We start from the raw sequence: 20546 nt of genomic DNA, 5'->3' as shown, positions 1-20546 counted from the left end.
GGCTCGAACCGGCCGGCCCCGAGGGCGATCGACCGGCTCACACGACGTACGCCGTGGTTCCACTGCGGAGCCACGGCGTACGCACGGTCAGCCGTGCCAGGAGCGCCACAGCGCGGCGTACGCGCCGCCGGCCGCGACCAGCTCGTCGTGCGAACCGAGCTCGCTGATCCGGCCCTCCTCGACCACCGCGATCACATCCGCGTCGTGCGCGGTGTGCAGCCGGTGGGCGATCGCGATGACCGTACGGCCGTCCAGCACCCGGGCCAGCGAACGCTCCAGATGCCGGGCGGCACGCGGGTCCAGCAGTGAGGTCGCCTCGTCCAGCACCAGGGTGTGCGGGTCCGCCAACACCAGCCGGGCCAGCGCGATCTGCTGCGCCTGCGCGGGCGTCAGCGCCGTCGCGCCGGAACCCACCTCGGTGTCCAGTCCGGACTCCATGGCCCGGGCCCAGCCGTCCGCGTCCACCGCGCCCAGCGCCGCCCAGAGTTCCGCGTCGTCCGCGCCCGTCCGTGCCAGTCGCAGGTTGTCCCGCAGCGAGCCCACGAACACGTGGTGTTCCTGGTTGACCAGCGCCACGTGCTCGCGCACCCGCTCGGCCGGCATCCGCGACAGCCGTGCCCCACCGAGGGTGACCTCCCCCGTCCGTGGTGCGTAGATGCCCGCGAGCAGCCGGCCCAGGGTGGACTTGCCGGCGCCCGAGGGGCCGACCAGCGCCATGCGGGTGCCCGGCGGCACGGCCATCGACACCCGGTGCAGGACGTCCACGCCCTCGCGGTAGCCGAAGTGGACCTCGTCCGCCCGGACGGCCCGGCCTTCCGGGGACACCGCCGAGTCACCGGCGTCCGGCTCGATCTCGCGCACGCCCACCAGCCGGGCCAGCGACACCTGCGCCACCTGCAACTCGTCGTACCAGCGCAGGATCAGGCCGATCGGATCGACCATCATCTGGGCCAGCAACGCGCCCGTCGTCAGCTGCCCGACCGACATCCAGCCCCGCAGGACGCAGTAGCCGCCGATCATCAGCACGGACCCGAGGATCGTCACGTAGGTCACGTTGATGACGGGGAAGAGGACCGTCCGCAGGAACAGCGTGTACCGCTCCCACGCCGTCCACTCCTTGATCCGGCGGTCCGACATCGTGATTCGACGCTTCCCGAGACGGTGCGCCTCGATGGTCCGGCCCGCGTCGACGGTCTCGGTGAGCGCCGCCGCGACCGCCGCGTACCCGGCCGACTCCGACCGGTACGCCGAAGGTGCCCGGCGGAAGTACCAGCGGCAGCCGATCACCAGGATCGGCAGGGCCACCAACGCCGCCAACGCCAGCGGCGGAGCGGTCACGGCCAACGCCCCGAAGAGCAGCCCCGCCCACACCACGCCGATGGCCAGCTGGGGCACGGCCTCGCGCATCGCGTTGCCGAGGCGGTCGATGTCGGTGGTGATCCGCGACAGCAGGTCACCGGTACCGGCCCGCTCCAGCACGCCCGGCGGCAGACCGACGGAGCGCACCAGGAAGTCCTCGCGCAGGTCGGCCAGCATCTCCTCGCCGAGCATCGCCCCGCGCAGCCGGACCTGCCGCACGAAGAGGGTCTGTACGACGAGCGCCCCCGCGAACAGCAGGGCCACGGTTCCCAGACGCAGCTCGCGGACCCCGGCCGCGAGATCGTCCACGACCCGGCCCAGCAGGTACGGGCCGACCATGGACGCGATCACCGCGACCGCGTTGACCGTCACCAGGACCACGAAGGCCCGTCGGTGGCGCCGGAACAGGCCGCGCACATAGTCCCGAACGGTCGCGGACGTGCCCACGGGCAGGGTCGCGGCCGTTTCGGGGGCTGCCGGATCGTAGTCCGGCGGCGCCACGCCGATCATGCGGACTCCTCGATCTCTGTGAGTGATTCTGCGACGCGCGCCAGTTCCAGGCCCGCCGCCCGCTGTTCCTCTTCGGTCTCGCGGGTGACGACGGCCCGGTAGCGCGGTTCTCCGTGCAGCAGTTCGCGGTGCGTGCCGGCCGGCAGGGCCGTGCCCTCGTGCACGAGCACCACCCGGTCGGCGCGGTCCAGCAGCAGGGGAGAGGAGGCCAGGACCACCGTGGTGCGCCCCGCGCGCAGGGCCGCGATGCCGTCCGCGATCCGTGCCTCGGTGTGCGAGTCGACCGCCGAGGTCGGCTCGTCCAACACCAGCACCTCCGGGTCGGTGACCAGGGACCGGGCCAGGGCCAGCCGCTGACGCTGACCTCCGGACAGCGAACGGCCGCGCTCGGTGATCCGCGCGTCCATGGCGTCCTCGACCCCGTCGGGCGCCGACTGGAGCAGCGCGTCCAACACGTCGGCGCACTGGGCGGCGGCCAGCGCGGCCGAGGGCGTCACCGCTCCGGACGCCGGTACGTCGAACAGCTCGCGCAGGGTCCCGGACAGCAGCACCGGATCCTTGTCCTGTACGAGGACCAGCGTGCGGGCGGTGTCCAGCGCGAGTTCGTCCAACGCGACCCCGCCCAACAGCACCGGCGGCCCCTCGGCGGCGGCGTCCATAGGATGGCCGCCGAGCCGTTCCGCGAGCCGACCCGCGAGGTCCGGATCGCCGCACACGACGGCGGTGAACTGCCCGGCCGGGACCAACAGCCCCGTCTCCGGGTCGTACAGCTCCCCGCCCGGGGCCGGGGCCTCGGGGGCGGTCCGCGCCTCGGGCTCGTCCGCGTCGGTCCGGGTCAGCTTCAGCACCCGGGCCGCCCGCTTGGCGGAGGGACGCGAGAACGAGTACGCCATGGCGATCTCCTCCACGCTCCGCAGGGGGTAGAGGAGCAGGGACACCGCGCTGAAGACCGCGACGAGTTCGCCGACGTCGAGCCGACCGTCCAGGACCAGCGAGGAGCCGTACCAGACCACGATGATCATCAGCAGGCCCGGCAGGAACACCTGGATCGACGAGATCACCGCCCACATCCGGGCACTGCGCACGGCGGCCTCCCGCACCTCCTGGGAGGCGGCGCGGTAGCGGCCGAGGAAGAGCTCCTCGCCGCCGATCCCGCGCAGGACCCGCAGGCCCGCCACGGTGTCGGAGGCCAGCTCGGTCGCCTTGCCCGCCTTCTCGCGCTGGATGTCGGCGCGCCGGGTGGCCCGGGGGAGCAGCGGAAGGGAGGAGAGCGCCAGCAGCGGCATGCCCACGGCCACGACCACGCCGAGGGACGGCGCGTACCAGACCAGGCCGACGCAGACGAGCACGATCGCCACGGCCGCCGCGAGGAAGCGCGAGACCGCCTCGACGAACCAACCGATCTTCTCCACGTCGCCGGTGGACACCGCGACGACCTCGCCGGCCGCCACCCGCCGGGTCAGGGCGGAGCCCAACTCCGCGGTCTTGCGCGCGAGGAGCTGCTGCACGCGGGCGGCAGCGGTGATCCAGTTGGTGACGGCCGTCCGGTGCAGCATGGCGTCGCCGAGCGAGATCGCGACGCCGAGCACCGCGATCAACGCCCCGACGAGCAGCAGTCGTCGGCCGTCGCGGTCCACGACCGCCTCGACGCCGAATCCCACCGCGAAGGGCAGCCCGGCGATGCCGATGTGGTGCAACAGCCCCCAGCACAGGCTTTTGGCCTGTCCGCCGAGTTGGTTGCGCCCCAGCCACACGAGGAAGCGAGGGCCGGAGCGAGCGTCGGGTACCCCTGGGTCCGGATACGGAAGATCGCTGATCTGCATGACGCCCCATGACTGGTCGAGTGGTTCAAACCACACAAGGTTCGTCTTCCGGACTGCCCCGGGGCAATCCATTTTCCGTCGCCGACGGAGCGCGGCGCCGCGCTCCGCGGACCCGGCGCGGGGAGTCAGGCCTGGTCGCGGGTGGGGATCAGGGGCGCGTGGCGCGCTCCAGTTCGAGCAGGGCCGAGTGATAGGAGCGGCCGGTGGCCTGATCCATCCCCACCTCGCACATCCGGTTCGCCGACAGGTGGGCGTCGAAGGCGCGCGCCGTCACCTCCGCCGCCTCGCGGGCCGTGGCCGACGCGGTCAGCTCCGGGTGCAGCATGCCCCGGTCGCCCGCGAAGGCGCAGCAGCCCGCGTCGTCCGGGACCACCACCTCCTCGGCGCACGCCTCGGCGACCGCCCTGAGCGCGCCCGTGTCACCCAGATGCTCCATGGAGCAGGTCGGATGCAACACCGCCGAGCCGATGGTGCGCCGGATCTCCAGTCGCGGCAGCAGTTCCTCGGCCGCCCAGACGACGGAGTCGACGACACGCAGCTCCGCGTGCAGGGCCCGGTTGTCGTCCGTCAGGTAGGGGACCACCTCGTGCGCGATGCCCAGGGTGCAGGAGGAGGCGTCGACCACCAGCGGCAGCCGTCCGCCCGCGGTCCAGCCCCAGGCGGACTCCACCATCCGGTTGGCCATCACCCGGCTGCCGGCGTCGTGGCCCTTGGAGTGCCAGATCGTCGCGCAGCAGGTGCCGTACACGTCGCGGGGGATCCACACCGGCAGTCCGGCCCGCTCCGAGAGGGCCACCACGGCCTCCGGCAGGGAGGGTCCGGGCTCGCCCTCGGGGCCGCCGAAGATCCGGTTGACGCAGGCCGGGTAGTACACCGCGACGGCCCCCACCCGCCGGGTGTCGGGCAGCACGCGGGCCGCGGCGCCGGGGATCCGCGGCAGCCACTGCGGCACCAGATCGGGGCTCACGGCCTTGCGCGCGACGCCCGTCACGGCCCGCAGGAACCGGGCGCCGCCCCGCTGCGAGACCGTGTCGGCGGCGGCCACGGCCAGCCGGGCGGCCGACTCGACCGTGCGGAAGTGCCGGGCGGCCAACTCGGCGACCCGCTCCTCGCGCGGACCGTGCCGTCGGTGGCGGAAGTCCTTCATCAGGGCGCCGGTGTCGATGCCGACGGGGCAGGCGAGCTTGCAGGTGGAATCACCCGCGCAGGTGTCGACGGCGTCGTAGCCGTAGGCGTCGAGCAGCCCTTCGAGGACGGGGGAGCCGGGAGGCTGGCGCATCATCTCGCGGCGCAGCACGATCCGTTGCCGCGGCGTGGTCGTGACGTCCTCGCTGGGACAGGTCGGTTCGCAGAAGCCGCACTCGATGCACGGGTCGGCGACCGCCTCCACCCGCGGAATGGTCTTCAGCCCGCGCAGGTGGGCCCGGGGGTCACGGTCGAGGAGGACGCGCGGGGCCAGCACCAGGTCGGGGTCGATGATCCGCTTGGTGCGCCACATCAGTTCGGTGGCCTCGGGGCCCCACTCCAGCTCCAGGAAGGGGGCCATGTTGCGGCCGGTGGAGTGCTCGGCCTTCAGCGAGCCGTCGAAGCGCTCCACGGTGAGCCGGCAGAACGCGTCCATGAAGGCCGCGTACCGTGCCACGTCCGCCGGGAGGCCCGCGTCGAACGCGAGCAGGAAGTGCAGGTTGCCGTGCGCGGCGTGGCCGGCCACGGCGGCGTCGAAGCCGTGTTCGGCCTGGAGGGCGAGGAGGTCCTCGCAGGCCTCGGCGAGCCGGCCCGGCGGGACGGCGAAGTCCTCGGTGATCAGGGTGGTCCCGGGCGCGCGGGCTCCGCCGACGGCGGTGACGAAGGCCTTGCGGGCCTTCCAGTACCCGGAGATGGTGCCCGGGTCACGGGTGAAGGCGTTCGTCACCGAGGCGACCGGGGCGACCAGCTCCAACCGTGCGAGCACTTCGGCCGCGCGCCGCTCGCAGTCGGCCCGGCCCGCCTCGTCCGGGGCGCGGAACTCCACCAGCAGCGCGGTGGTGTCCCTCGGGAGGTCGGCCCAGTCCGCGGGCACCCCCGCGACACTGACCGAGGCCCGCAGGGTGTTGCCGTCCATCACCTCGACGGCGATGGCCCCGGCCTCGTTGAAGAGCGGCACGGCGGCGGCCGCGGCGGGCAGGGACGGGAAGAACAGCAGGGCGCTCGTCAGCTCGCGGTCCAGGGGGAGCGTGTCGAAGACGACCTCCGAGATGAAGCCGAGGGTGCCCTCGGACCCCACCATCAGGCCGCCCAGGATCTCGACGGGGGTGTTGCCGTCGAGGTAGGCGTCGAGCCGGTAGCCGGTGGTGTTCTTGATCTCGTGCTTGGCGCGGATCCGGGCGGCCAGTCCCGGGTTCGCCTCGATCTCCCGCTTGATGTCCATCAGCCCGCGGCACAGGCTCGGTTCGGCGCGCGCCAGTTCCTCGTCGGCGAGCGGGTCGGCGGTGTCCACGACGGTGCCGGTGGGCAGTACCAGGGTCAGGGACGACAGCGTGCGGTACGAGTTCCTCGTGGTTCCCGCCGTCATGCCGGACGCGTTGTTCGCCACCACCCCGCCCAGGGTGCACGCGATGGCGCTCGCCGGGTCGGGGCCCAGGATCCGGCCGTGGCGGGCGAGTGCGGCATTGGCGCGCAGCACGGTGGTGCCGGGTCGGATCCGTGCCCGTAGACCGCCGTCGAGCACCTCGACGCCCGACCAGTGGCGGCGCACGTCGACCAGGATGTCCTCACCCTGGGCCTGACCGTTGAGCGAGGTCCCGGCGGCGCGGAAGACCACCTCGCGCTGCTTGCCGTGAGCGTACGAGAGCACGGCGGAGACGTCGTCGATGTCCTCGGCGACCACCACGACCCGGGGCACGAACCGGTACGGCGACGCGTCCGAGGCGTACCGGACCAGGTCGGAGACCTTCCACAGCACCTTCTCGGCGCCGAGCAGCTCCGACAGGTCGGCGCGCAGCGCCTCCGGCGTGCCGCCCGCCCGCTCATCCGACACCCGATCGGGCGAAGGGGCGCCGACGTCGCGCGGCCGCAGGGCGCCGGGCCTCGGTTCCAGCAGCGGCATGGCGGCGACCCCTCGACTCGGCGGCGATCTCAGCAGGTGGGCTCCGCCGGGGCGTCCGCCAGAGCGTTCAACAGGCCACCGAGCACCCTGCGCTGTTCGGCGGTCAATGGAGCCAGGATCTCCTCTGCCGCGTCGGTTCGCGCGTTGCGCAGCCGGCGCAGCGTGGCGCGGCCGGCGTCGGTCAGCTCGATCCGGATCACCCGACGGTTCGCCGGGTCCGGCGCGCGACGTACGCACTCGGCCGCCTCCAGCCCGTCGACCAGCGTGGTGACGGCACGGGGAACCACCTCCAGGCGCGCCGCGAGATCCGCCATGCGGGGCGGTTCCGCGCCGTCGTAATGCGAGACCAGCCGCAGCAGCCTTGACTGGGCGGGAGTGATCCCGAGGGGTTCGAGATGGCGCTTTTGGATGCGGTGCAGTCGGCGGGTCAGGCGGAGCAGTTGCTCGGCGAGTACCCCGTCCGTGCTGTCCGTGCTGTCGGCTTCGGGAGCGGTGCTCATGCTGCGGTCCTCATAATGGCAAGAGTATAGGGACCAGATTCATTGTGAGTATAGGTAACAATGAGCTATGCTCATGCGAGTCTCGTCAGAAGGAGGCCCATGCGCCCCAAAGAGCCCGAGTGGTCCCCGTCGAAAGAAGCCCTCGACCCCAACCGACCCGCACCGGCGGACCAGCCTCGTGAGCTGCGCCGCATCGTTTCCCTCTTCCGGCCCTACCGCGGTCGGCTCGCCGTCGTCGGCGCGCTCGTCGGCGCCTCCTCCCTCGTCGGCGTCGCCTCGCCGTTCCTGCTGAGGGAGATCCTGGACGTCGCGATCCCCCAGGGGCGGACCGGACTGCTGAGCCTGCTGGCGCTCGGCATGATCCTCACCGCGGTCGTCACCAGCGTCTTCGGCGTGCTCCAGACCCTCATATCCACCACCGTCGGCCAGCGCGTCATGCACGACCTGCGCACCGCCGTGTACGCCCAGCTCCAGCGGATGCCGTTGGCCTTCTTCACCCGCACCCGCACCGGCGAGGTGCAGTCCCGCATCGCCAACGACATCGGCGGCATGCAGGCCACCGTCACCTCCACCGCCACCTCCCTCGTCTCGAACCTGACGGCCGTGATCGCCTCGGTCGTGGCCATGCTCGCGCTGGACTGGCGCCTGACGCTCGTCTCGCTCCTGCTGCTCCCCGTCTTCGTGTGGATCAGTCGGCGGGTGGGCCGCGAGCGCAAGCGGATCACGACGCAGCGGCAGAAGCAGATGGCCTCCATGGCGGCGACGGTCACGGAGTCGCTCTCGGTCAGCGGCATCCTGCTCGGCCGGACCATGGGGCGCGCCGACTCGTTGACGCGTTCCTTCTCGGAGGAGTCCGAGAAGCTCGTCGGCCTCGAAGTGCGCTCCAGCATGGCCGGGCGCTGGCGGATGTCCACCATCGGCATCGTCATGGCCGCCATGCCCGCGCTCATCTACTGGGCGGCGGGCATCGCCCTGCAGACCGGCTCCCCCTCGCTGTCCGTCGGTACCCTCGTCGCCTTCGTCACCCTCCAGCAGGGCCTGTTCCGGCCCGCCGTGAGCCTCCTGTCGACCGGCGTGCAGATCCAGACCTCGCTCGCGCTGTTCGCCCGGATCTTCGAGTACCTCGACCTGCCGGTGGACATCACCGAGCGCCCGGACCCCGTACGGCTGGAGCGCGCCAAGGGCGAGGTTCGGCTGGAGGACGTGCACTTCGCGTACGAGACCAAGAACGGCCCCACCCTGTCGGCGATCGACATCACCGTGCCGGCGGGCGGCTCCCTCGCGGTGGTCGGCCCGACCGGTTCCGGCAAGAGCACCCTGAGCTATCTGGTGCCCCGGCTCTACGACGTGACCGGCGGGCGGGTGGTCCTCGACGGAGTGGACGTGCGCGACCTGGACTTCGACTCGCTGGCCCGGTCCATAGGCGTGGTCTCCCAGGAGACCTACCTCTTCCACGCCTCGGTCGCCGACAACCTGCGCTTCGCCAAGCCCGACGCCACCGACGAGGAGATCGTCGAGGCGGCCCGCGCGGCCCAGATCCACGAACACATCGATTCGCTGCCCGACGGATACGACACCCTCGTCGGCGAACGCGGCTACCGCTTCTCGGGCGGCGAGAAGCAGCGCCTGGCCATCGCCCGCACGATCCTGCGCGACCCGCCGGTGCTGATCCTCGACGAGGCCACCAGCGCGCTCGACACCCGTACGGAGCATGCGGTGCAGCGGGCCATCGACAACCTCTCCGCGGGCCGCACCACCATCACCATCGCCCATCGCCTCTCCACCGTTCGCGACGCCGACCAGATCGTCGTACTGGACGCCGGTCGAATAGCCGAGCGGGGAACGCACGAGGAACTCCTGAAGGCCGACGGCCGGTACGCCGCGCTCGTCCGGCGAGACCGGGACGCCGCCGTGCTGCCGGAGGGTGCCGTGAACGAGAAGGCCGTGAACGACACGGTCAAGGGTGAGACGGTCAAGGCGGCCAAGGGTGAGACGTTCGGCGACGCCGTACCGACCCCGGTAAACGTGTGACCATATGACCGGAAGGTGGGTGAGATGACGGAAATGCGGCAGTTCGCGGGTTAACGTGCCCGCATGCGTCATGAAGATCTGCCGCCACAGCGCCACCCCCGGCTCACCCGCCGGGGCAGGCTGGCGCTCCTCTTCGGCACGTTGCTCGGGCTCGGGGCCGCAGTCCTGATTCCGCTGCTGCCGGGCGAGAAAGTGCCGGAGAAACCACGCCAGTTGCTGATTCCCGAAGGCCGGCGGGCCCCGCAGGTCTACGCCGCCGTGGACAGCGCGCTCAAACTTCCCGCCGGATCCACGAAGTCGGCGGTCGCGACGGCCGGCCTGGCCCTCCCCCCGGAGGCCAAGGGCAACCCGGAGGGCTATCTCTTCCCGGCGACGTACCCGGTGACCTCGAAGTCCACCCCGGCGTCGGTGCTCGCGTACATGGTGCGGACGGCGAACGGAAAGCTGGCCACCAAGGCCGTCGCGGACGGTGCCAAGGCCCACGGAATGACCCCGTACCAGACGGCCACCCTCGCCAGCATCATCGAGGCGGAGGCCGACACCCGTGCGGACATGGGCAAGGTGGCACGGGTGGTCCACAACCGGTTGGCGAAGTCGATGCCGCTCCAGATGGACTCCACCATCAACTACGCGCTGAACCGCAACACGGTGGACACCAAACTGAGCGAGACGAAGATCGACAGTCCCTTCAACACGTACGAACGTCAGGGCCTGCCGCCCACGCCGATCGACAGCCCCGGACTGGAGGCGATGGCGGCGGCCGTCGCCCCGACTCCCGGGGACTGGCTGTTCTTCGTCACGGTCAAGCCGGGGGACACGCGCTTCTCGGCGACGTACGAGGAACACAAGAAGCACGTCGCGGACTTCAACCGGCTGCGCGCGCAGGCGGGGGCCACCCGCGCCGAGGCAGGACCTCCCGGCCGCGAGGAGCCCTGATCCCCGGACGCCGCGTCGATCCCGCGCCCGGACGTCCTTCCCGACGGCGGGGAATAGGGGGCTCTGCCAGGCCCCGGGCGCTGTCCGGGCCTTCTTGAGCCGTGGGAGGATGCCTCCCATGACGTGTATCCGAAGGGGTTGTGCCGCGTAGATCACCGGCTTCGCTTCGGCCGCGGGCACGGGGCCGGGGGAGCCGCTGGGTGCGGTATCGCGATGTCCCGGGCCTGTCCGGTGCGGCGAACGCCGCCGTTCGCGTGCTCGAACGGGATCGATTGTCTCCGGGCATCGTGGCAGTCGCGCTGAGCGTGTGGTCCGTGCGCGTCCTCGGCACCGGACGCCGGTGGAGGCCGTGGGAGGCCGAGTTCACTTGCCCGTGCTGTGGCGAGGGGTGGGCCCGGGACACGCTGCACGAGGCACTGGTCATGCTGCCGCCGAAGGCCGCCCGCGAACTCCGGTCGCGGGTCGACGACTTGGACGCGGTGCTAGTCGTGCGCACGCACCACGAGTCCGCGACCGACCCGGAGTTGGCGTGGTGGCACCGGAGGTGCTGACCGGTTCATCGCCGCTGACAGGGGCACGGTGGCCGGCGAGGGCCGATCAGGCGCGGCCCGCTTCGGCGGTTTCGCGGGTGAGGAGGCGGCGGATCTCGCGGACCGCCGCGCCGCCGGCCCGGTTCGCCCCGATGGTCGACGCCGACGGCCCGTAGCCGACGAGGTGGATCCGTTCGTCACGGACCGCCCTGGTGCCCTCGACGCGGATCCCGCCACCCGGCTCGCGCAGGTGCAGGGGCGCCAGGTGGTCGACGGCGGCCCGGAAGCCGGTCGCCCAGAGGATCACGTCGGCGTTCACGTGTCGCCCGTCCGCCCACGTCGCTCCGGTCGGGGTGATCAGGTCGAACATGGGGCGGCGGTCCAGGACCCCGGAGTCGAGCCCCGCCCGGACGGCGTCGGTCAGTGCCAGGCCCGTCACGCTGACCACGCTCTGCGGCGGCAGGCCCCGCCTGACCCGGTCCTCCACCAGCGCCACCGCCGCCCGACCGGCGGACTCGCCGAAGTCGCGGTCGCGGAACACGGGTGGCCGGCGGGTCACCCATGTGGTCTCCGCCGCCACCTCGGACACCTCCAGGAGGTGTTGTACCGCCGAGGTGCCACCGCCCACGACGATGACCCGGGCCCCCGCGAACTCCCGCGGCCCCGGGTAGTTCGCGGTGTGCAGCTGACGGCCCCGGAAGGTTTCCTGGCCCGGGTAGCGGGGCCAGAACGGCCGGTCCCAGGTGCCGGTGGCGTTGATCAGGGCCCGGGGCGCCCAACTGCCCGCCTCGGATTCCACCAGCAGTCGCCCGGCGGATCCCTCGCGTACGGCGGTCACGTCCACGGGCCGGCGTACGCGTATCCCGAAGCGCTCCTCGTACGCGGCGAAGTACTCCCCGATGACCTCGGAGGACGGCCGCAGCGGGTCCGCGTCCGTGAGCTCCATGCCGGGCAGTGCGTGCATGCCGTGCACCTTGCCGTAGGTGAGGGACGGCCAGCGGAACTGCCAGGCTCCCCCCGGCCGCGGCGCATGGTCCAGGACCACGTGGTCGATGCCCGCCCGGGCCAGGTGGTGAGCGCCGGACAGGCCCGCCTGCCCGGCGCCGACGACCACCACGTCGACCGCCGCCGCTTCCCGCTCCCTGAGTTCGTTCACGCTTCCACCAACCCGTGGGGGCCCGGGGATCTTCCCGACCCGATGCGGACGGGCCGACCGGGGTACGGCGCCGGGGTGGGTCGCCGGGTCCTCGTCCCTCGGCGCCGGGTCAGGGGGCGAGCAGCCCGCGGGCCGCGAGTTCCGGGGTCACGCCCTCCCCGAACCAGTACGCCTCCTCCAGGTGGGGATAGCCCGACAGGACGAAGTGTTCGATCCCGAGCGCGTGGTACTCCTCGATCCGGTCCGCCACGTCGCCGTGGCTGCCGACCAGGGCGGTACCGGCGCCGCCCCGGACCAGACCCACGCCCGCCCACAGGTTCGGCGCGATCTCCAGCTTGTCGCGCGAGCCGCCGTGCAGGGCGAGCATGCGCTGCTGGCCCACCGACTCGCTCGCGCCGAGCAGTGACTGCGCCGTCGCTATGGACGCGTCGTCCAGGTCGTCCAGCAACCGGTCCGCCGCACCCCAGGCCTCCTTGGCGGAGTCCCTGGAGATGGTGTGCAGCCGGATGCCGAACCGGACCGTACGTCCCCGCTCCTCGGCCAGCGAGCGGATCCAGTCGATCTTCTCCTTCACCTGTTGTGGGGGCTCGCCCCAGGTCAGGTACACGTCCGCGTGCTCGGCGGCGACCGGCCCGGCCGCCGCAGAGGAACCGCCGAAGAAGATCTCCGGCAGCGGGTCGGGCGGCACCGCCGTCAGTCCGCCGTCGATCCGGTAGTGCTCGCCCCGGAAGTCGTACGGCTGCCCGCCCCAGACCCCCCGGACGACCGACAGGAACTCGGCGGTCCGCTCGTACCGCCGATCGTGGTCCAGGTGGTCACCGAAGCGCCGCTGCTCCGCGGAGTCCCCACCCGTCACCACGTTGAGCAGCAGCCGACCCCGGGTGATCCGCTGGTAGGTCGCGGCCATCTGCGCGGCGAGCGTCGGCGAGATCACCCCGGGCCGGAAGGCCACCAGGAACTTCAGTCGCTCGGTGTGCTGCGCGAGCGCCACCGTGGTCAACCAGGCGTCCTCGCACCAGGTACCGGTCGGGGTCAGGACCGCTTCGAAGCCGAGGCGTTCGGCGGCCTTGGCGATCTGCGCCAGGTACTCGATGTCGGGCTCGCGCACTCCGGCGGCGGCGCGGTTCTGTGCGTAGGCGTGCCGATCGACCAGGGTGCGGCCGTCGCCGCCCGTCGGCAGGAACCAGTGCAACCGGACGGTCATCAGGAGTCCTTCCCGTAGCTGCGGGCGGGGGTGGTGGAGGGCGGCAGGTCGCGGTTGAAACGGGTGTCCACGAAGTCCTTGAAGACGACCTTGCCGGGGATCAGTTTCAGTTCGGCGAAGGTGTCGGCGATCTTCTGCTCGGACGCGACCGCCGCGTCGTCGACGGCGACGGTGACCCGGGTGCCGGTGCTGCGCTTGACGGCGTCGAAGGCGACCTCGTAGGGCAGCCCGGTCTCCTTCGACCAGACCTTCGCCCACTCCTCCGGGTGCTTGAACACCCAGTCCTGGGCGCGCTGGAGCCGCTGGAGGTAGTCCGCCACCGCCTTGCTCTTCGCCCCGTCGGCGAGGGCGGCGGGCGCCGCGACCTGGAAGCCGAGCCCGTTGACGATCCCCTCGCCGCTGGTGAGGATGCGGGCACCGGAGCGCAGAACCTGGGAGGTGTACGGGTCCCACACCGCCCAGGCGTCGACTTTGCCGCTGTTGAAGGCGGCGAGCGCGTCGGCCGGCTGGAGCAGGGTGATCCGTACGTCGGAGGGGGTCAGTCCGGCCTGTTGGAGGCTCGCGATCAACTGGAAGTGCGCCGAACTGCCCTGCGCCACCGCGATCTTCCTGCCCCGTAGTTCGGCGGGGGAGCGCAGGGACGAGTCCTTCGGAACGAGGATCGCCTCACCCTTGGAGGAGCCGTGCGTGGCGCCCACCACGCTGATCTTCGACTTGGCCGCCGCGGCGAAGACGGGTGGCGTGTTGCCCACGCCGCCGATGTCCACGGCCTTGGCGTTGACGGCCTCCAGCAGCGGCGGACCGGAGGTGAAGGTGGACCACTTGATCTGGTAGTCGAGGTTCTCCAACTCGCCGGCGGCCCGCAGCAGCGACTCCGAGCCGCCCTTCTGGTCGCCGACGTTCAGCGTGACCTTGGCCCCGCTCCCGGGGCCGTCCTCGGACGTCGCCCCCGTGTCGGCGGCGGAACTGCCACCGCAGGCGGAGAGGACCAGCGACAGCGGAATCAGCGAGGCCAGCAGGGGAAGGGAGTGACGTCGTCTCATGGTTGCTTCTCTTCGATCTCTCGTACGTGAGGGCGGGGGAGTGGACGTGCGGAGCGGTGCGGAGGGGGAGTCAGACGACGCCGAGTTCGGCGAGCAGGCGTGCGCGCAACTCCGCGAAACCGGGGTCGCCCACCGCGCGCGGGCGGTCGAGCGGCACCTGGGTGTCGTAGGCGATGCGGCCCTCGTCCATCACCAGGACGCGGTCGGCCAGCAGTACCGCCTCGTCCACGTCGTGGGTGACCAGCAGCACGGCGCAGCCGCGCCGCTGCCACAACTCGGCGACCAGTTGCTGGGCCTTCAGGCGTGTCAGTGCGTCCAGGGCCCCGAACGGCTCGTCGAGCAGCAGCAGATCGGGTTCGCGGACCAACGCCCTGGCGAGGGAGGCCCGTTGGGCCTCGCCGCCCGAGAGGGTCTTGGGCCAGGCGTCGGTACGGTGCTCCAGCCCGACTTCGGCCAACGCCCGCTCGGCTCGGGCCCGTTCGGGGCGGCCGGGCAGTCCGAGCAGGACATTGCGCCAGACCCGCTTCCACGGCATCAGCCGGGGCGCCTGGAAGGCCACGGCGCGTCGCCGCGGGACCAGGACCCGACCCTCGATCTCCCGGTCCAGGCCGGCGAGGATGCGCAGCAGGGTGGACTTGCCGCACCCGCTGCGGCCCAAGAGCACGGTGAACTCCCCGGCGCGCAGGGTCAGATCGAGGCCGCCGATGACGGCCCGCCCGTCGAAGGAGCGGGTCAGGCCCTCGACCCGGACCGCCGCGGTGTCGGTCGCGTCGAGCGTGTCGGTGGTGGTCGCTGGCCCGTGAAGGTCGGTCGCCATTGCAGCAGCAGCCTTTCGAGAGCGCGGACGAGGAGGTCGGCGGTGAGGCCGAGGAAGGCGTACACGACGAGGCAGACGACGATCACGTCCGTGCGGAAGAACTCGCGGGCCTGGTTCATCAGGAACCCGATGCCGGCGTCGGCGTTGATGGACTCCCCGAACACCAGGGCCAGCCAGGCGGTGGCGAGGGAGTACCGCAGCCCCGTCATGAAGCCGGGCAGCGCCCCCGGCAGCACCACGTGTCGTACGAGCCCCCAGCGGCCGAGCCCGAGCGCCCCGCCCGCCTCGATGAGTTGCTCGTCCACGCCGCGGATGCCGGCGTACACGTTCAGGTAGAGGTGGAAGGCCGTGCCGAGGGCGATCAGCGCCACCTTCGGGGCCTCCCCGATGCCCATCCAGATGATGAACAGCGGGATGAGGCCGACCCAGGGCACCGTACGCAGCATCTGCACGCTCGCGTCGATCAGATCCTCACCGAGGCGGGAGAGGCCGGAGAGCAGCGCGAGCAGGGTGCCGATCGTTCCGCCGATCACCAGGCCGATCGCGACCCGCTGGAGGGACACCCCCATCGCGGTCGGCAGGGTCCCGTCCGCGATCAGGTCCGATCCGGCGGCCGCGATGGTGGATGGCGGAGCCAGGGTGTCCGCGGGCAGTACGCCGAGGCTGCTCGCGAGCTGCCACGCGGCGAGCAGGAGCAGCGGGCCGACGGTCCGGCGCAGCCAGCGGGGCACCGATCGGCGCCGCGCGGACGTGGGGACGACCGCCACGAGGGCGGGGGAGGGCCGCCCCTCGGATCGCGTCGGCTGATCTTTCCTGGAATCACGCGATATGTCCGGCGGCGCATGGCTGATGCTCATGGGGGCTCCACGGAAGGGGAGAGGCGGGGGAGCGCGCGTCGACACGGACCCCCGAGCCGGTGCGGCAGGGCGGGTCACCCGGGCGGCGGGACTGCGCCGGCCGGCAGGGTCAGGGCACGCGAAGGCAGAGCGCGGAGCGCTCGTGACGTGAAGGGAGAGGAGGCGTCAGTGGCCGCGGCGACACGCGGCTGAGGCCACCCGCAGCAGGTCGATGTGACCGCGCGTGGTGAGCAGGACTGAACGCAACATGCGGCGAAACCTAGCCGGCGGGCCGGGTTCCGGTCAATGGCGTCTCGCGCACTGGACCGGTCGTCTCCATGGGCGGGATGCCGGTCGGCCCGTCGACATCGGTTCGGCCCGACCGTCGCGCAGGGCGCTCGGCCCACGACGAGGAGCGCGAACTCCTTGGTCTCGGCTGGAGTTCGCGCTTCCGAGGGGTGCCCGGGCCGGTGGAACGGGCGACAGGATCAGGCGGATGCCTCGATCCAGGACGCGAGTTGCTCGGGGGTGGTGTTCGGATCGGCGACCAGGGTCGCCAGTTCGTCCTCCCGGAAGGTGGCGGTGGTGACCGCCGGGCAGCGGTGGCAGGCGTCCACGCCCGTCTGCTGCCACCACTGGCACCGGGAGCGAAGGTGGCACCGCGGGACGGCGCGGGAGTCCGCCGAGGGCGGCAGCGCCAGGACCCGCTCGACCAGGGCGCAGTCCGCGCCGCGTCGATTGACGCAGTTCGAGACGCAGTGCGAGGCGAAACGGAGTACCCGCGTCGGTTCGATTCCCTCGGGGATCGAACCGAGCACCTCCGACGCCGGAACCGGGTCCGCGAGGTAGGTCACCCGCCCTTCCGTCGCCGAGCGGACGCCGAGGACGACGGACTCGGGTGCCCGGGCCTCACCGCTCGGACACCACGTGGACGGCGTCGCCGCCGGCGCGTCCGCTTCCGGCGCGGCCCCTGTCTGGTCGGATCCCACGGTGCTCACCCGCCCCGTCAGCCGTCGATCGCGTCGTTCGATTCCACTGCCTCGCGGCCGACGGGCCCGCCGAGAGTGCCCTGGAGTCCGAGGGCCTGCTCCTCGGCGACGGCCTGCGCGAGGCTCTCGTGCAGGCCGCTCACGGAGGTGATGCGTTCCGTCGGGGCGGGCGCCGCGTTGGCCGCGCCGACCGCCGTGATCGCGATGCCCGCGGCCAGCACGATCGCGGCGCCGCCGGCCGCCAGCTTCTTGTTCGTCTTCATGGGCCTCTCCCGGTGTGGGGCGGCGGAGGTTCCACCGCTGTCCTGTACCGGCACGACCGTAGGAGGGCGCGCCGCCCCGAAGAGGCAGTTCCCAGGGGCAGTTGGAGCGGGTGCGGGAGGAAGCGGGAGGCCGCGGCCCCTCACCTCGCGGATCCCGTCGGCGTCGCCCCGGCCGCCGTTCGCCCGCCCCGGCCCGCCCCGCCCCGGCCCGCCCCGGCGATCAGGCGGCCCGGTGTTCGCCCAGCCACTCGTAGGCGGTGTCGGCGCTGAACTCGCTCCGGCCGCCGCGGAAGAGCAGCCCGGCCGTCGTGAAGGCCGGGTCCCCGGCGGCGATCGGGATGTAGGGCACGGCCAGGCACTCCATGCCGGCGGCGTGCGCGGCCCGCACGCCCGGCGCCGCGTCCTCGACGACCACGCAGTCGGCCGGTTCGGCCCCGAGCCGGCGGGCCGCCTCCAGGAACACGTCCGGGGCGGGCTTGCCCTGCGGCACCTCCTCGGCGGACACCACCGTCGTCAGCAGCGCGTCCAGCCCGGTCCCGGCCAGCACCGTGTCGATGGCCTCCCGCGAGGAACCGGAGGCGACCGCCATCGGGACGCCCTCGCAGTGCAGCCGCTCCACGAACTTGCGCATCTCGGGGAAGACCTCGGTTCGGGTGCGGGCCAGCTCCAGATAGGCGGCGTTCTGTTCCGCGAGGAGCTGTTCCACCGGGGCCCGCAGCGCGTGACGCTCCTTGAGGATCTCCAGCGTCTCCATCGTGCCGATGCCGATGAAGCGCGCGTGCTGTTCCCAGGTGAAGTCGGGGATCCCGTGGTGTGCCAGGGTGCGGCGTCCGGACTCGTAGTAGTTCGGCTCGCTGTCCACGAGAGTGCCGTCGAGATCGAATATGACGGAGATCATCCGCTGTGCCCGTCCTGCCGGTCGTGTACGTTTCCCGTCCATATTGTCAGGGTTTGCGAGCGGCTCGTCCCACGGCCTCCACCAGCGGCAACACTCGGTGCGCGACCCGCTCACGCAGCGCGACCTCCGTCCGGGTGCGGACCACGCCCGGCAGCCTGATCAGGCGCTGGATGACGTCCTCCAGATGCGCGTTGTCCCGGGCCGCGACCCGGGTCAGCAGATCGCCTCCCCCGGTGATGGAGAAGGCCTCGATGATCTCCGGTACCGCCGACAGGGCGTCCCCGACCTCGTCCAGATGCCCCTGCGTGACCTCGATGTGCACGAAGGCCAGCACCGGGTGACCGAGCGCGGCGGGCGACAGCACGGGGCCGGTGCCCGTGATCACCCCGGTGCGCTCCAGGCGGTCCAGCCGGGCCTGCAGGGTGCCGCGCGCCACGCCGAGGAGCCGGGCGTACTCCCGGACGCTGGTGCGCGGCTGCTCGATCAGCAGGCGCAGGATTCGGGTGTCGAGCTCGTCCACCGCCATGCCGTGAGGGTATCCGCCCGCGACGTCCCACGGGCTCGGACACTTCACCCGGTACGGCGGGGCGGCCGCGGCAGGAAGCCGCTGGTCCGGGCCCGATAGGCGGCGTACCCCGGACGGTCCGCCATATGGCGTTCCAGGAGGCGTTTGCCGCTGCCCGCGATCAGCAGATACGACATGACGAGCGGGCCGATCACCGACACGGCGAACGCCGGCCAGGTCCCCCACGCGGTCAGCGACAGGCCCCACCACACACAGAAGTCGCCGAAGTAGTTCGGGTGCCGGGTCCACGACCACAGGCCCCGGTCCATGATCCGGCCCCGGTTCGCCGGATCCGCCTTGAACCGGGCCAGCTGATGGTCGCCGACCGCCTCGAAGGTGATCCCGCACAGCCACAGCGCGGTGCCCGCCGCCATCGCGAGCGCCCCCGGGCCGTCGGTGGCGTACGGGCCCGCCTGGATCGGCAGGGAGACCAGCCACACCAGAGCCGCCTGCAGCAGGTACACCATGCGCAGCGCGTACAGCTGAGGGTTGCCGGGAGCCTTGGCCAGCATCCGCTCGTACCGCGGGTCCTCGCCGTGCCCGCGCCCCCGCCACGCGATGTGCCCGGCGAGACGCAGCCCCCACAGGACCGTCAGGGCGGCCGTGAGCGGCTGCCGCCCGTCCGACATCCCGTACGTGGCCACCGCCACGGCGGCGAACGCCAGGCCCCAGGCCACGTCGACCACCCGGTGCATCCCGCGCCGGACGCCCACCGCGAAGGTGATCAGCAGGACGGCGAGCGCCACGCCCGCCGAGACCGCCAGGTTGACGCCGAAGGCTCCCCAGTTCACGACGGGCCGCCGTCCGGGGCCGTCAGCAGGATCTGGTGCACGTCCAGGTAGCCCGACGCGAAGCCGGCCTCGCAGTACGCCAGGTAGAACGTCCACATCCGGCGGAACGTCTCGTCGAAGCCCAGCGCCTCGACCCGCTCGGCCCGCTCCGCGAACCGCTCCCGCCACAGCCGCAGGGTCTGCGCGTAGTGCGCCCCGTAGTTCTCGCAGCGCTCCACCCGCAGGCGGGTGTGGGTCCGGGCCATGTCCTCCACCACCCGCACCGACGGCAGCATGCCGCCCGGGAAGATGTACTTGTGGATCCAGGTGTACGTGTCCTTCGTGGCCAGCATCCGCTCGTGCGGCATGGTGATCGCCTGGAGCGCCACCCGGCCGCCCGGGGCCGTCAGTCGGTCCAGCGCGGCGAAGTAGACCGGCCAGTACTCCGCGCCGACCGCCTCGATCATCTCCACGCTGACGATCGCGTCGTAACTGCCGGTGGCCTCGCGGTAGTCGCACAGCCGCACGTCGACGCGGTCCGTCAGCCCGGCTTCCGCGATCCGCTTCATCGCCAACTCGCGCTGCTCCCGGGAGAGGGTGAGCGTCACCACCCGGGCGCCGCGCGCCGCCGCCCGGATCGCGAGTTCGCCCCAGCCGGTGCCGATCTCCAGCAGACGGGTGCCCGGGCCGACGGCCGCCATGTCCAACAGCATGTCGATCTTGCGGTGTTGGGCGTCGGCCAGCTGGCCGGGACCGGCGGGAAGGGCGCGGAACACGGCGGACGAGTAGGTCATCGTCGGGTCGAGGAACTCGGCGAACAGTTCGTTCGACAGGTCGTAGTGCCGCCGGATGTTGGTGCGGGAGCCGTCCGGGGTGTTGCGGTCGGTGTCCGGGTGTCGGGCCGCCCACAGGCCCCGCAGCCTCTGCAGCGGCGCCGGGACCAGCCCCGCCACGTGCCCCGCCATCACGGTCAGTACCGCCACCGGATCGCGGGCGTCCCACTCCCCGGCGAGGTACGACTCGCCGAAACCGATCAGGCCCTCCGCGGTGATCCGCCGCTCGAAGGCGGCCGGGTCGTACACCGCCATCGCCGGACCGCCCTTGCCGAGGAGTTCCCCGGGCCCCATCCGGACCTGGAGCGGCAGCCGGTCGAGGGCCCGCCGGATCAGCAGCCGCCCCACGGCCGCCCGCGTGCGGGGCAGCTTCGGCACCGCCGGGAGCGTCATCGTGC

19 protein-coding genes are annotated in these 20546 nt (G+C 72.3%); 3 read left to right on the top strand and 16 right to left on the bottom strand.

The features are described 5' to 3' along the window. Positions 1-87 precede the first annotated feature (87 nt). The 4 genes from OHA84_RS06930 to OHA84_RS06915 form a co-directional block, all read right to left on the bottom strand. Positions 88-1869: an ABC transporter ATP-binding protein gene (locus OHA84_RS06930; RefSeq protein WP_053683375.1), complete on the bottom strand. Its 1782-nt coding sequence runs from the start codon at positions 1867-1869 to the stop codon at positions 88-90. Next, on the bottom strand, positions 1866-3692 hold the full coding sequence (locus OHA84_RS06925) for an ABC transporter ATP-binding protein (protein ID WP_266972611.1): 1827 nt from the start codon (positions 3690-3692) through the stop codon (positions 1866-1868). The genes OHA84_RS06930 and OHA84_RS06925 overlap by 4 nt, the downstream gene beginning before the upstream one ends. A 148-nt stretch (positions 3693-3840) precedes the next feature. Beyond that, positions 3841-6777 carry an FAD-binding and (Fe-S)-binding domain-containing protein gene (locus OHA84_RS06920; protein ID WP_266972612.1) on the bottom strand — a complete coding sequence of 979 codons (2937 nt, stop codon included), beginning with the start codon at positions 6775-6777 and terminating at the stop codon, positions 3841-3843. Positions 6778-6806: 29 nt separating this feature from the next. Beyond that, positions 6807-7277 (bottom strand): MarR family winged helix-turn-helix transcriptional regulator, encoded by a 471-nt coding sequence (locus OHA84_RS06915; protein ID WP_053683381.1) that lies wholly within the window; start codon positions 7275-7277, stop codon positions 6807-6809. Positions 7278-7376: 99 nt separating this feature from the next. On the opposite strand from OHA84_RS06915, the gene OHA84_RS06910 reads away from it, so the two are divergent. The 3 genes from OHA84_RS06910 (at position 7377) to OHA84_RS06900 (ending at position 10795) form a co-directional block, all read left to right on the top strand. Further along, positions 7377-9308: an ABC transporter ATP-binding protein gene (locus OHA84_RS06910; RefSeq protein WP_266972615.1), complete on the top strand. Its 1932-nt coding sequence runs from the start codon at positions 7377-7379 to the stop codon at positions 9306-9308. Positions 9309-9371: 63 nt separating this feature from the next. Next, positions 9372-10244 carry an endolytic transglycosylase MltG gene (mltG, locus tag OHA84_RS06905; RefSeq protein ID WP_266972617.1) on the top strand — a complete coding sequence of 291 codons (873 nt, stop codon included), beginning with the start codon at positions 9372-9374 and terminating at the stop codon, positions 10242-10244. A 200-nt stretch (positions 10245-10444) separates the two neighbouring features. After that, positions 10445-10795, top strand: coding sequence for a hypothetical protein (locus OHA84_RS06900; RefSeq protein WP_266972619.1), 351 nt, complete (start codon positions 10445-10447; stop codon positions 10793-10795). Between the two features lie 46 nt (positions 10796-10841). Here OHA84_RS06900 and OHA84_RS06895 read toward each other — a convergent pair whose 3' ends face one another. From OHA84_RS06895 to OHA84_RS06840, 12 genes are all read right to left on the bottom strand, one after another. Further along, positions 10842-11930, bottom strand: coding sequence for an NAD(P)-binding domain-containing protein (locus OHA84_RS06895; protein WP_266972621.1), 1089 nt, complete (start codon positions 11928-11930; stop codon positions 10842-10844). Positions 11931-12039: 109 nt separating this feature from the next. Further along, complete coding sequence (locus OHA84_RS06890) at positions 12040-13134, bottom strand: LLM class flavin-dependent oxidoreductase (protein WP_053683393.1); 1095 nt, start codon at positions 13132-13134, stop codon at positions 12040-12042. Then, positions 13134-14177, bottom strand: a complete 1044-nt coding sequence (locus OHA84_RS06885; protein ID WP_053683395.1) for an ABC transporter substrate-binding protein — start codon at positions 14175-14177, stop codon at positions 13134-13136. The genes OHA84_RS06890 and OHA84_RS06885 overlap by 1 nt, the downstream gene beginning before the upstream one ends. A 70-nt stretch (positions 14178-14247) precedes the next feature. Beyond that, positions 14248-14994 carry an ABC transporter ATP-binding protein gene (locus OHA84_RS06880; RefSeq protein ID WP_266972624.1) on the bottom strand — a complete coding sequence of 249 codons (747 nt, stop codon included), beginning with the start codon at positions 14992-14994 and terminating at the stop codon, positions 14248-14250. Next, entirely contained in the window at positions 14910-15851 is a 942-nt protein-coding gene (locus OHA84_RS06875) for an ABC transporter permease (RefSeq protein WP_266972626.1), read from the bottom strand. Before OHA84_RS06875 ends, OHA84_RS06880 begins: the two co-directional genes overlap by 85 nt. Positions 15852-16016: 165 nt before the next feature. Further along, positions 16017-16100, bottom strand: coding sequence for a putative leader peptide (locus OHA84_RS06870; RefSeq protein ID WP_351373514.1), 84 nt, complete (start codon positions 16098-16100; stop codon positions 16017-16019). A 218-nt stretch (positions 16101-16318) separates the two neighbouring features. Beyond that, a complete protein-coding gene (locus tag OHA84_RS06865) occupies positions 16319-16819 on the bottom strand; it encodes a hypothetical protein (RefSeq protein ID WP_266951764.1) in 501 nt (166 codons plus the stop codon). Between the two features lie 17 nt (positions 16820-16836). Continuing rightward, positions 16837-17082: a hypothetical protein gene (locus OHA84_RS06860; protein WP_266972628.1), complete on the bottom strand. Its 246-nt coding sequence runs from the start codon at positions 17080-17082 to the stop codon at positions 16837-16839. Positions 17083-17302: 220 nt separating this feature from the next. Continuing rightward, positions 17303-17980, bottom strand: a complete 678-nt coding sequence (locus OHA84_RS06855; RefSeq protein ID WP_053683401.1) for an HAD family phosphatase — start codon at positions 17978-17980, stop codon at positions 17303-17305. A gap of 46 nt (positions 17981-18026) precedes the next feature. Further along, positions 18027-18506 (bottom strand): Lrp/AsnC family transcriptional regulator, encoded by a 480-nt coding sequence (locus OHA84_RS06850; RefSeq protein ID WP_053683402.1) that lies wholly within the window; start codon positions 18504-18506, stop codon positions 18027-18029. A gap of 44 nt (positions 18507-18550) precedes the next feature. Next, the gene (locus tag OHA84_RS06845) at positions 18551-19336 is read right to left on the bottom strand and encodes a DUF1295 domain-containing protein (RefSeq protein ID WP_266972631.1); all 786 of its coding nucleotides are present in this window, start codon (positions 19334-19336) and stop codon (positions 18551-18553) included. Next, on the bottom strand, positions 19333-20541 hold the full coding sequence (locus tag OHA84_RS06840) for a cyclopropane-fatty-acyl-phospholipid synthase family protein (protein WP_053683465.1): 1209 nt from the start codon (positions 20539-20541) through the stop codon (positions 19333-19335). Before OHA84_RS06840 ends, OHA84_RS06845 begins: the two co-directional genes overlap by 4 nt. Positions 20542-20546: the final 5 nt, after the last annotated feature.

It is taken from the genome of Streptomyces sp. NBC_00513 (assembly GCF_041431415.1).
Lineage (GTDB): Bacteria > Actinomycetota > Actinomycetes > Streptomycetales > Streptomycetaceae > Streptomyces.
Note: the sequence above shows the minus strand (reverse complement) of the source record. Positions and strands in the feature narration are given on the sequence as shown.

Bases quoted from the DNA above. Each gene is read 5' to 3' on its own strand.
- OHA84_RS06930 (WP_053683375.1), bottom strand. From the start codon at position 1,869: ATGATCGGCGTGGCGCCGCCGGACTACGATCCGGCAGCCCCCGAAACG.
- OHA84_RS06925 (WP_266972611.1), bottom strand. From the start codon at position 3,692: ATGCAGATCAGCGATCTTCCGTATCCGGACCCAGGGGTACCCGACGCT.
- OHA84_RS06920 (WP_266972612.1), bottom strand. From the start codon at position 6,777: ATGCCGCTGCTGGAACCGAGGCCCGGCGCCCTGCGGCCGCGCGACGTC.
- OHA84_RS06915 (WP_053683381.1), bottom strand. From the start codon at position 7,277: ATGAGCACCGCTCCCGAAGCCGACAGCACGGACAGCACGGACGGGGTA.
- OHA84_RS06910 (WP_266972615.1), top strand. From the start codon at position 7,377: ATGCGCCCCAAAGAGCCCGAGTGGTCCCCGTCGAAAGAAGCCCTCGAC.
- mltG (WP_266972617.1), top strand. From the start codon at position 9,372: ATGCGTCATGAAGATCTGCCGCCACAGCGCCACCCCCGGCTCACCCGC.
- OHA84_RS06890 (WP_053683393.1), bottom strand. From the start codon at position 13,134: ATGACCGTCCGGTTGCACTGGTTCCTGCCGACGGGCGGCGACGGCCGC.
- OHA84_RS06885 (WP_053683395.1), bottom strand. From the start codon at position 14,177: ATGAGACGACGTCACTCCCTTCCCCTGCTGGCCTCGCTGATTCCGCTG.
- OHA84_RS06880 (WP_266972624.1), bottom strand. From the start codon at position 14,994: ATGGCGACCGACCTTCACGGGCCAGCGACCACCACCGACACGCTCGAC.
- OHA84_RS06875 (WP_266972626.1), bottom strand. From the start codon at position 15,851: ATGAGCATCAGCCATGCGCCGCCGGACATATCGCGTGATTCCAGGAAA.
- OHA84_RS06870 (WP_351373514.1), bottom strand. From the start codon at position 16,100: ATGTTGCGTTCAGTCCTGCTCACCACGCGCGGTCACATCGACCTGCTG.
- OHA84_RS06860 (WP_266972628.1), bottom strand. From the start codon at position 17,082: ATGAAGACGAACAAGAAGCTGGCGGCCGGCGGCGCCGCGATCGTGCTG.
- OHA84_RS06855 (WP_053683401.1), bottom strand. From the start codon at position 17,980: ATGATCTCCGTCATATTCGATCTCGACGGCACTCTCGTGGACAGCGAG.
- OHA84_RS06850 (WP_053683402.1), bottom strand. From the start codon at position 18,506: ATGGCGGTGGACGAGCTCGACACCCGAATCCTGCGCCTGCTGATCGAG.
- OHA84_RS06840 (WP_053683465.1), bottom strand. From the start codon at position 20,541: ATGACGCTCCCGGCGGTGCCGAAGCTGCCCCGCACGCGGGCGGCCGTG.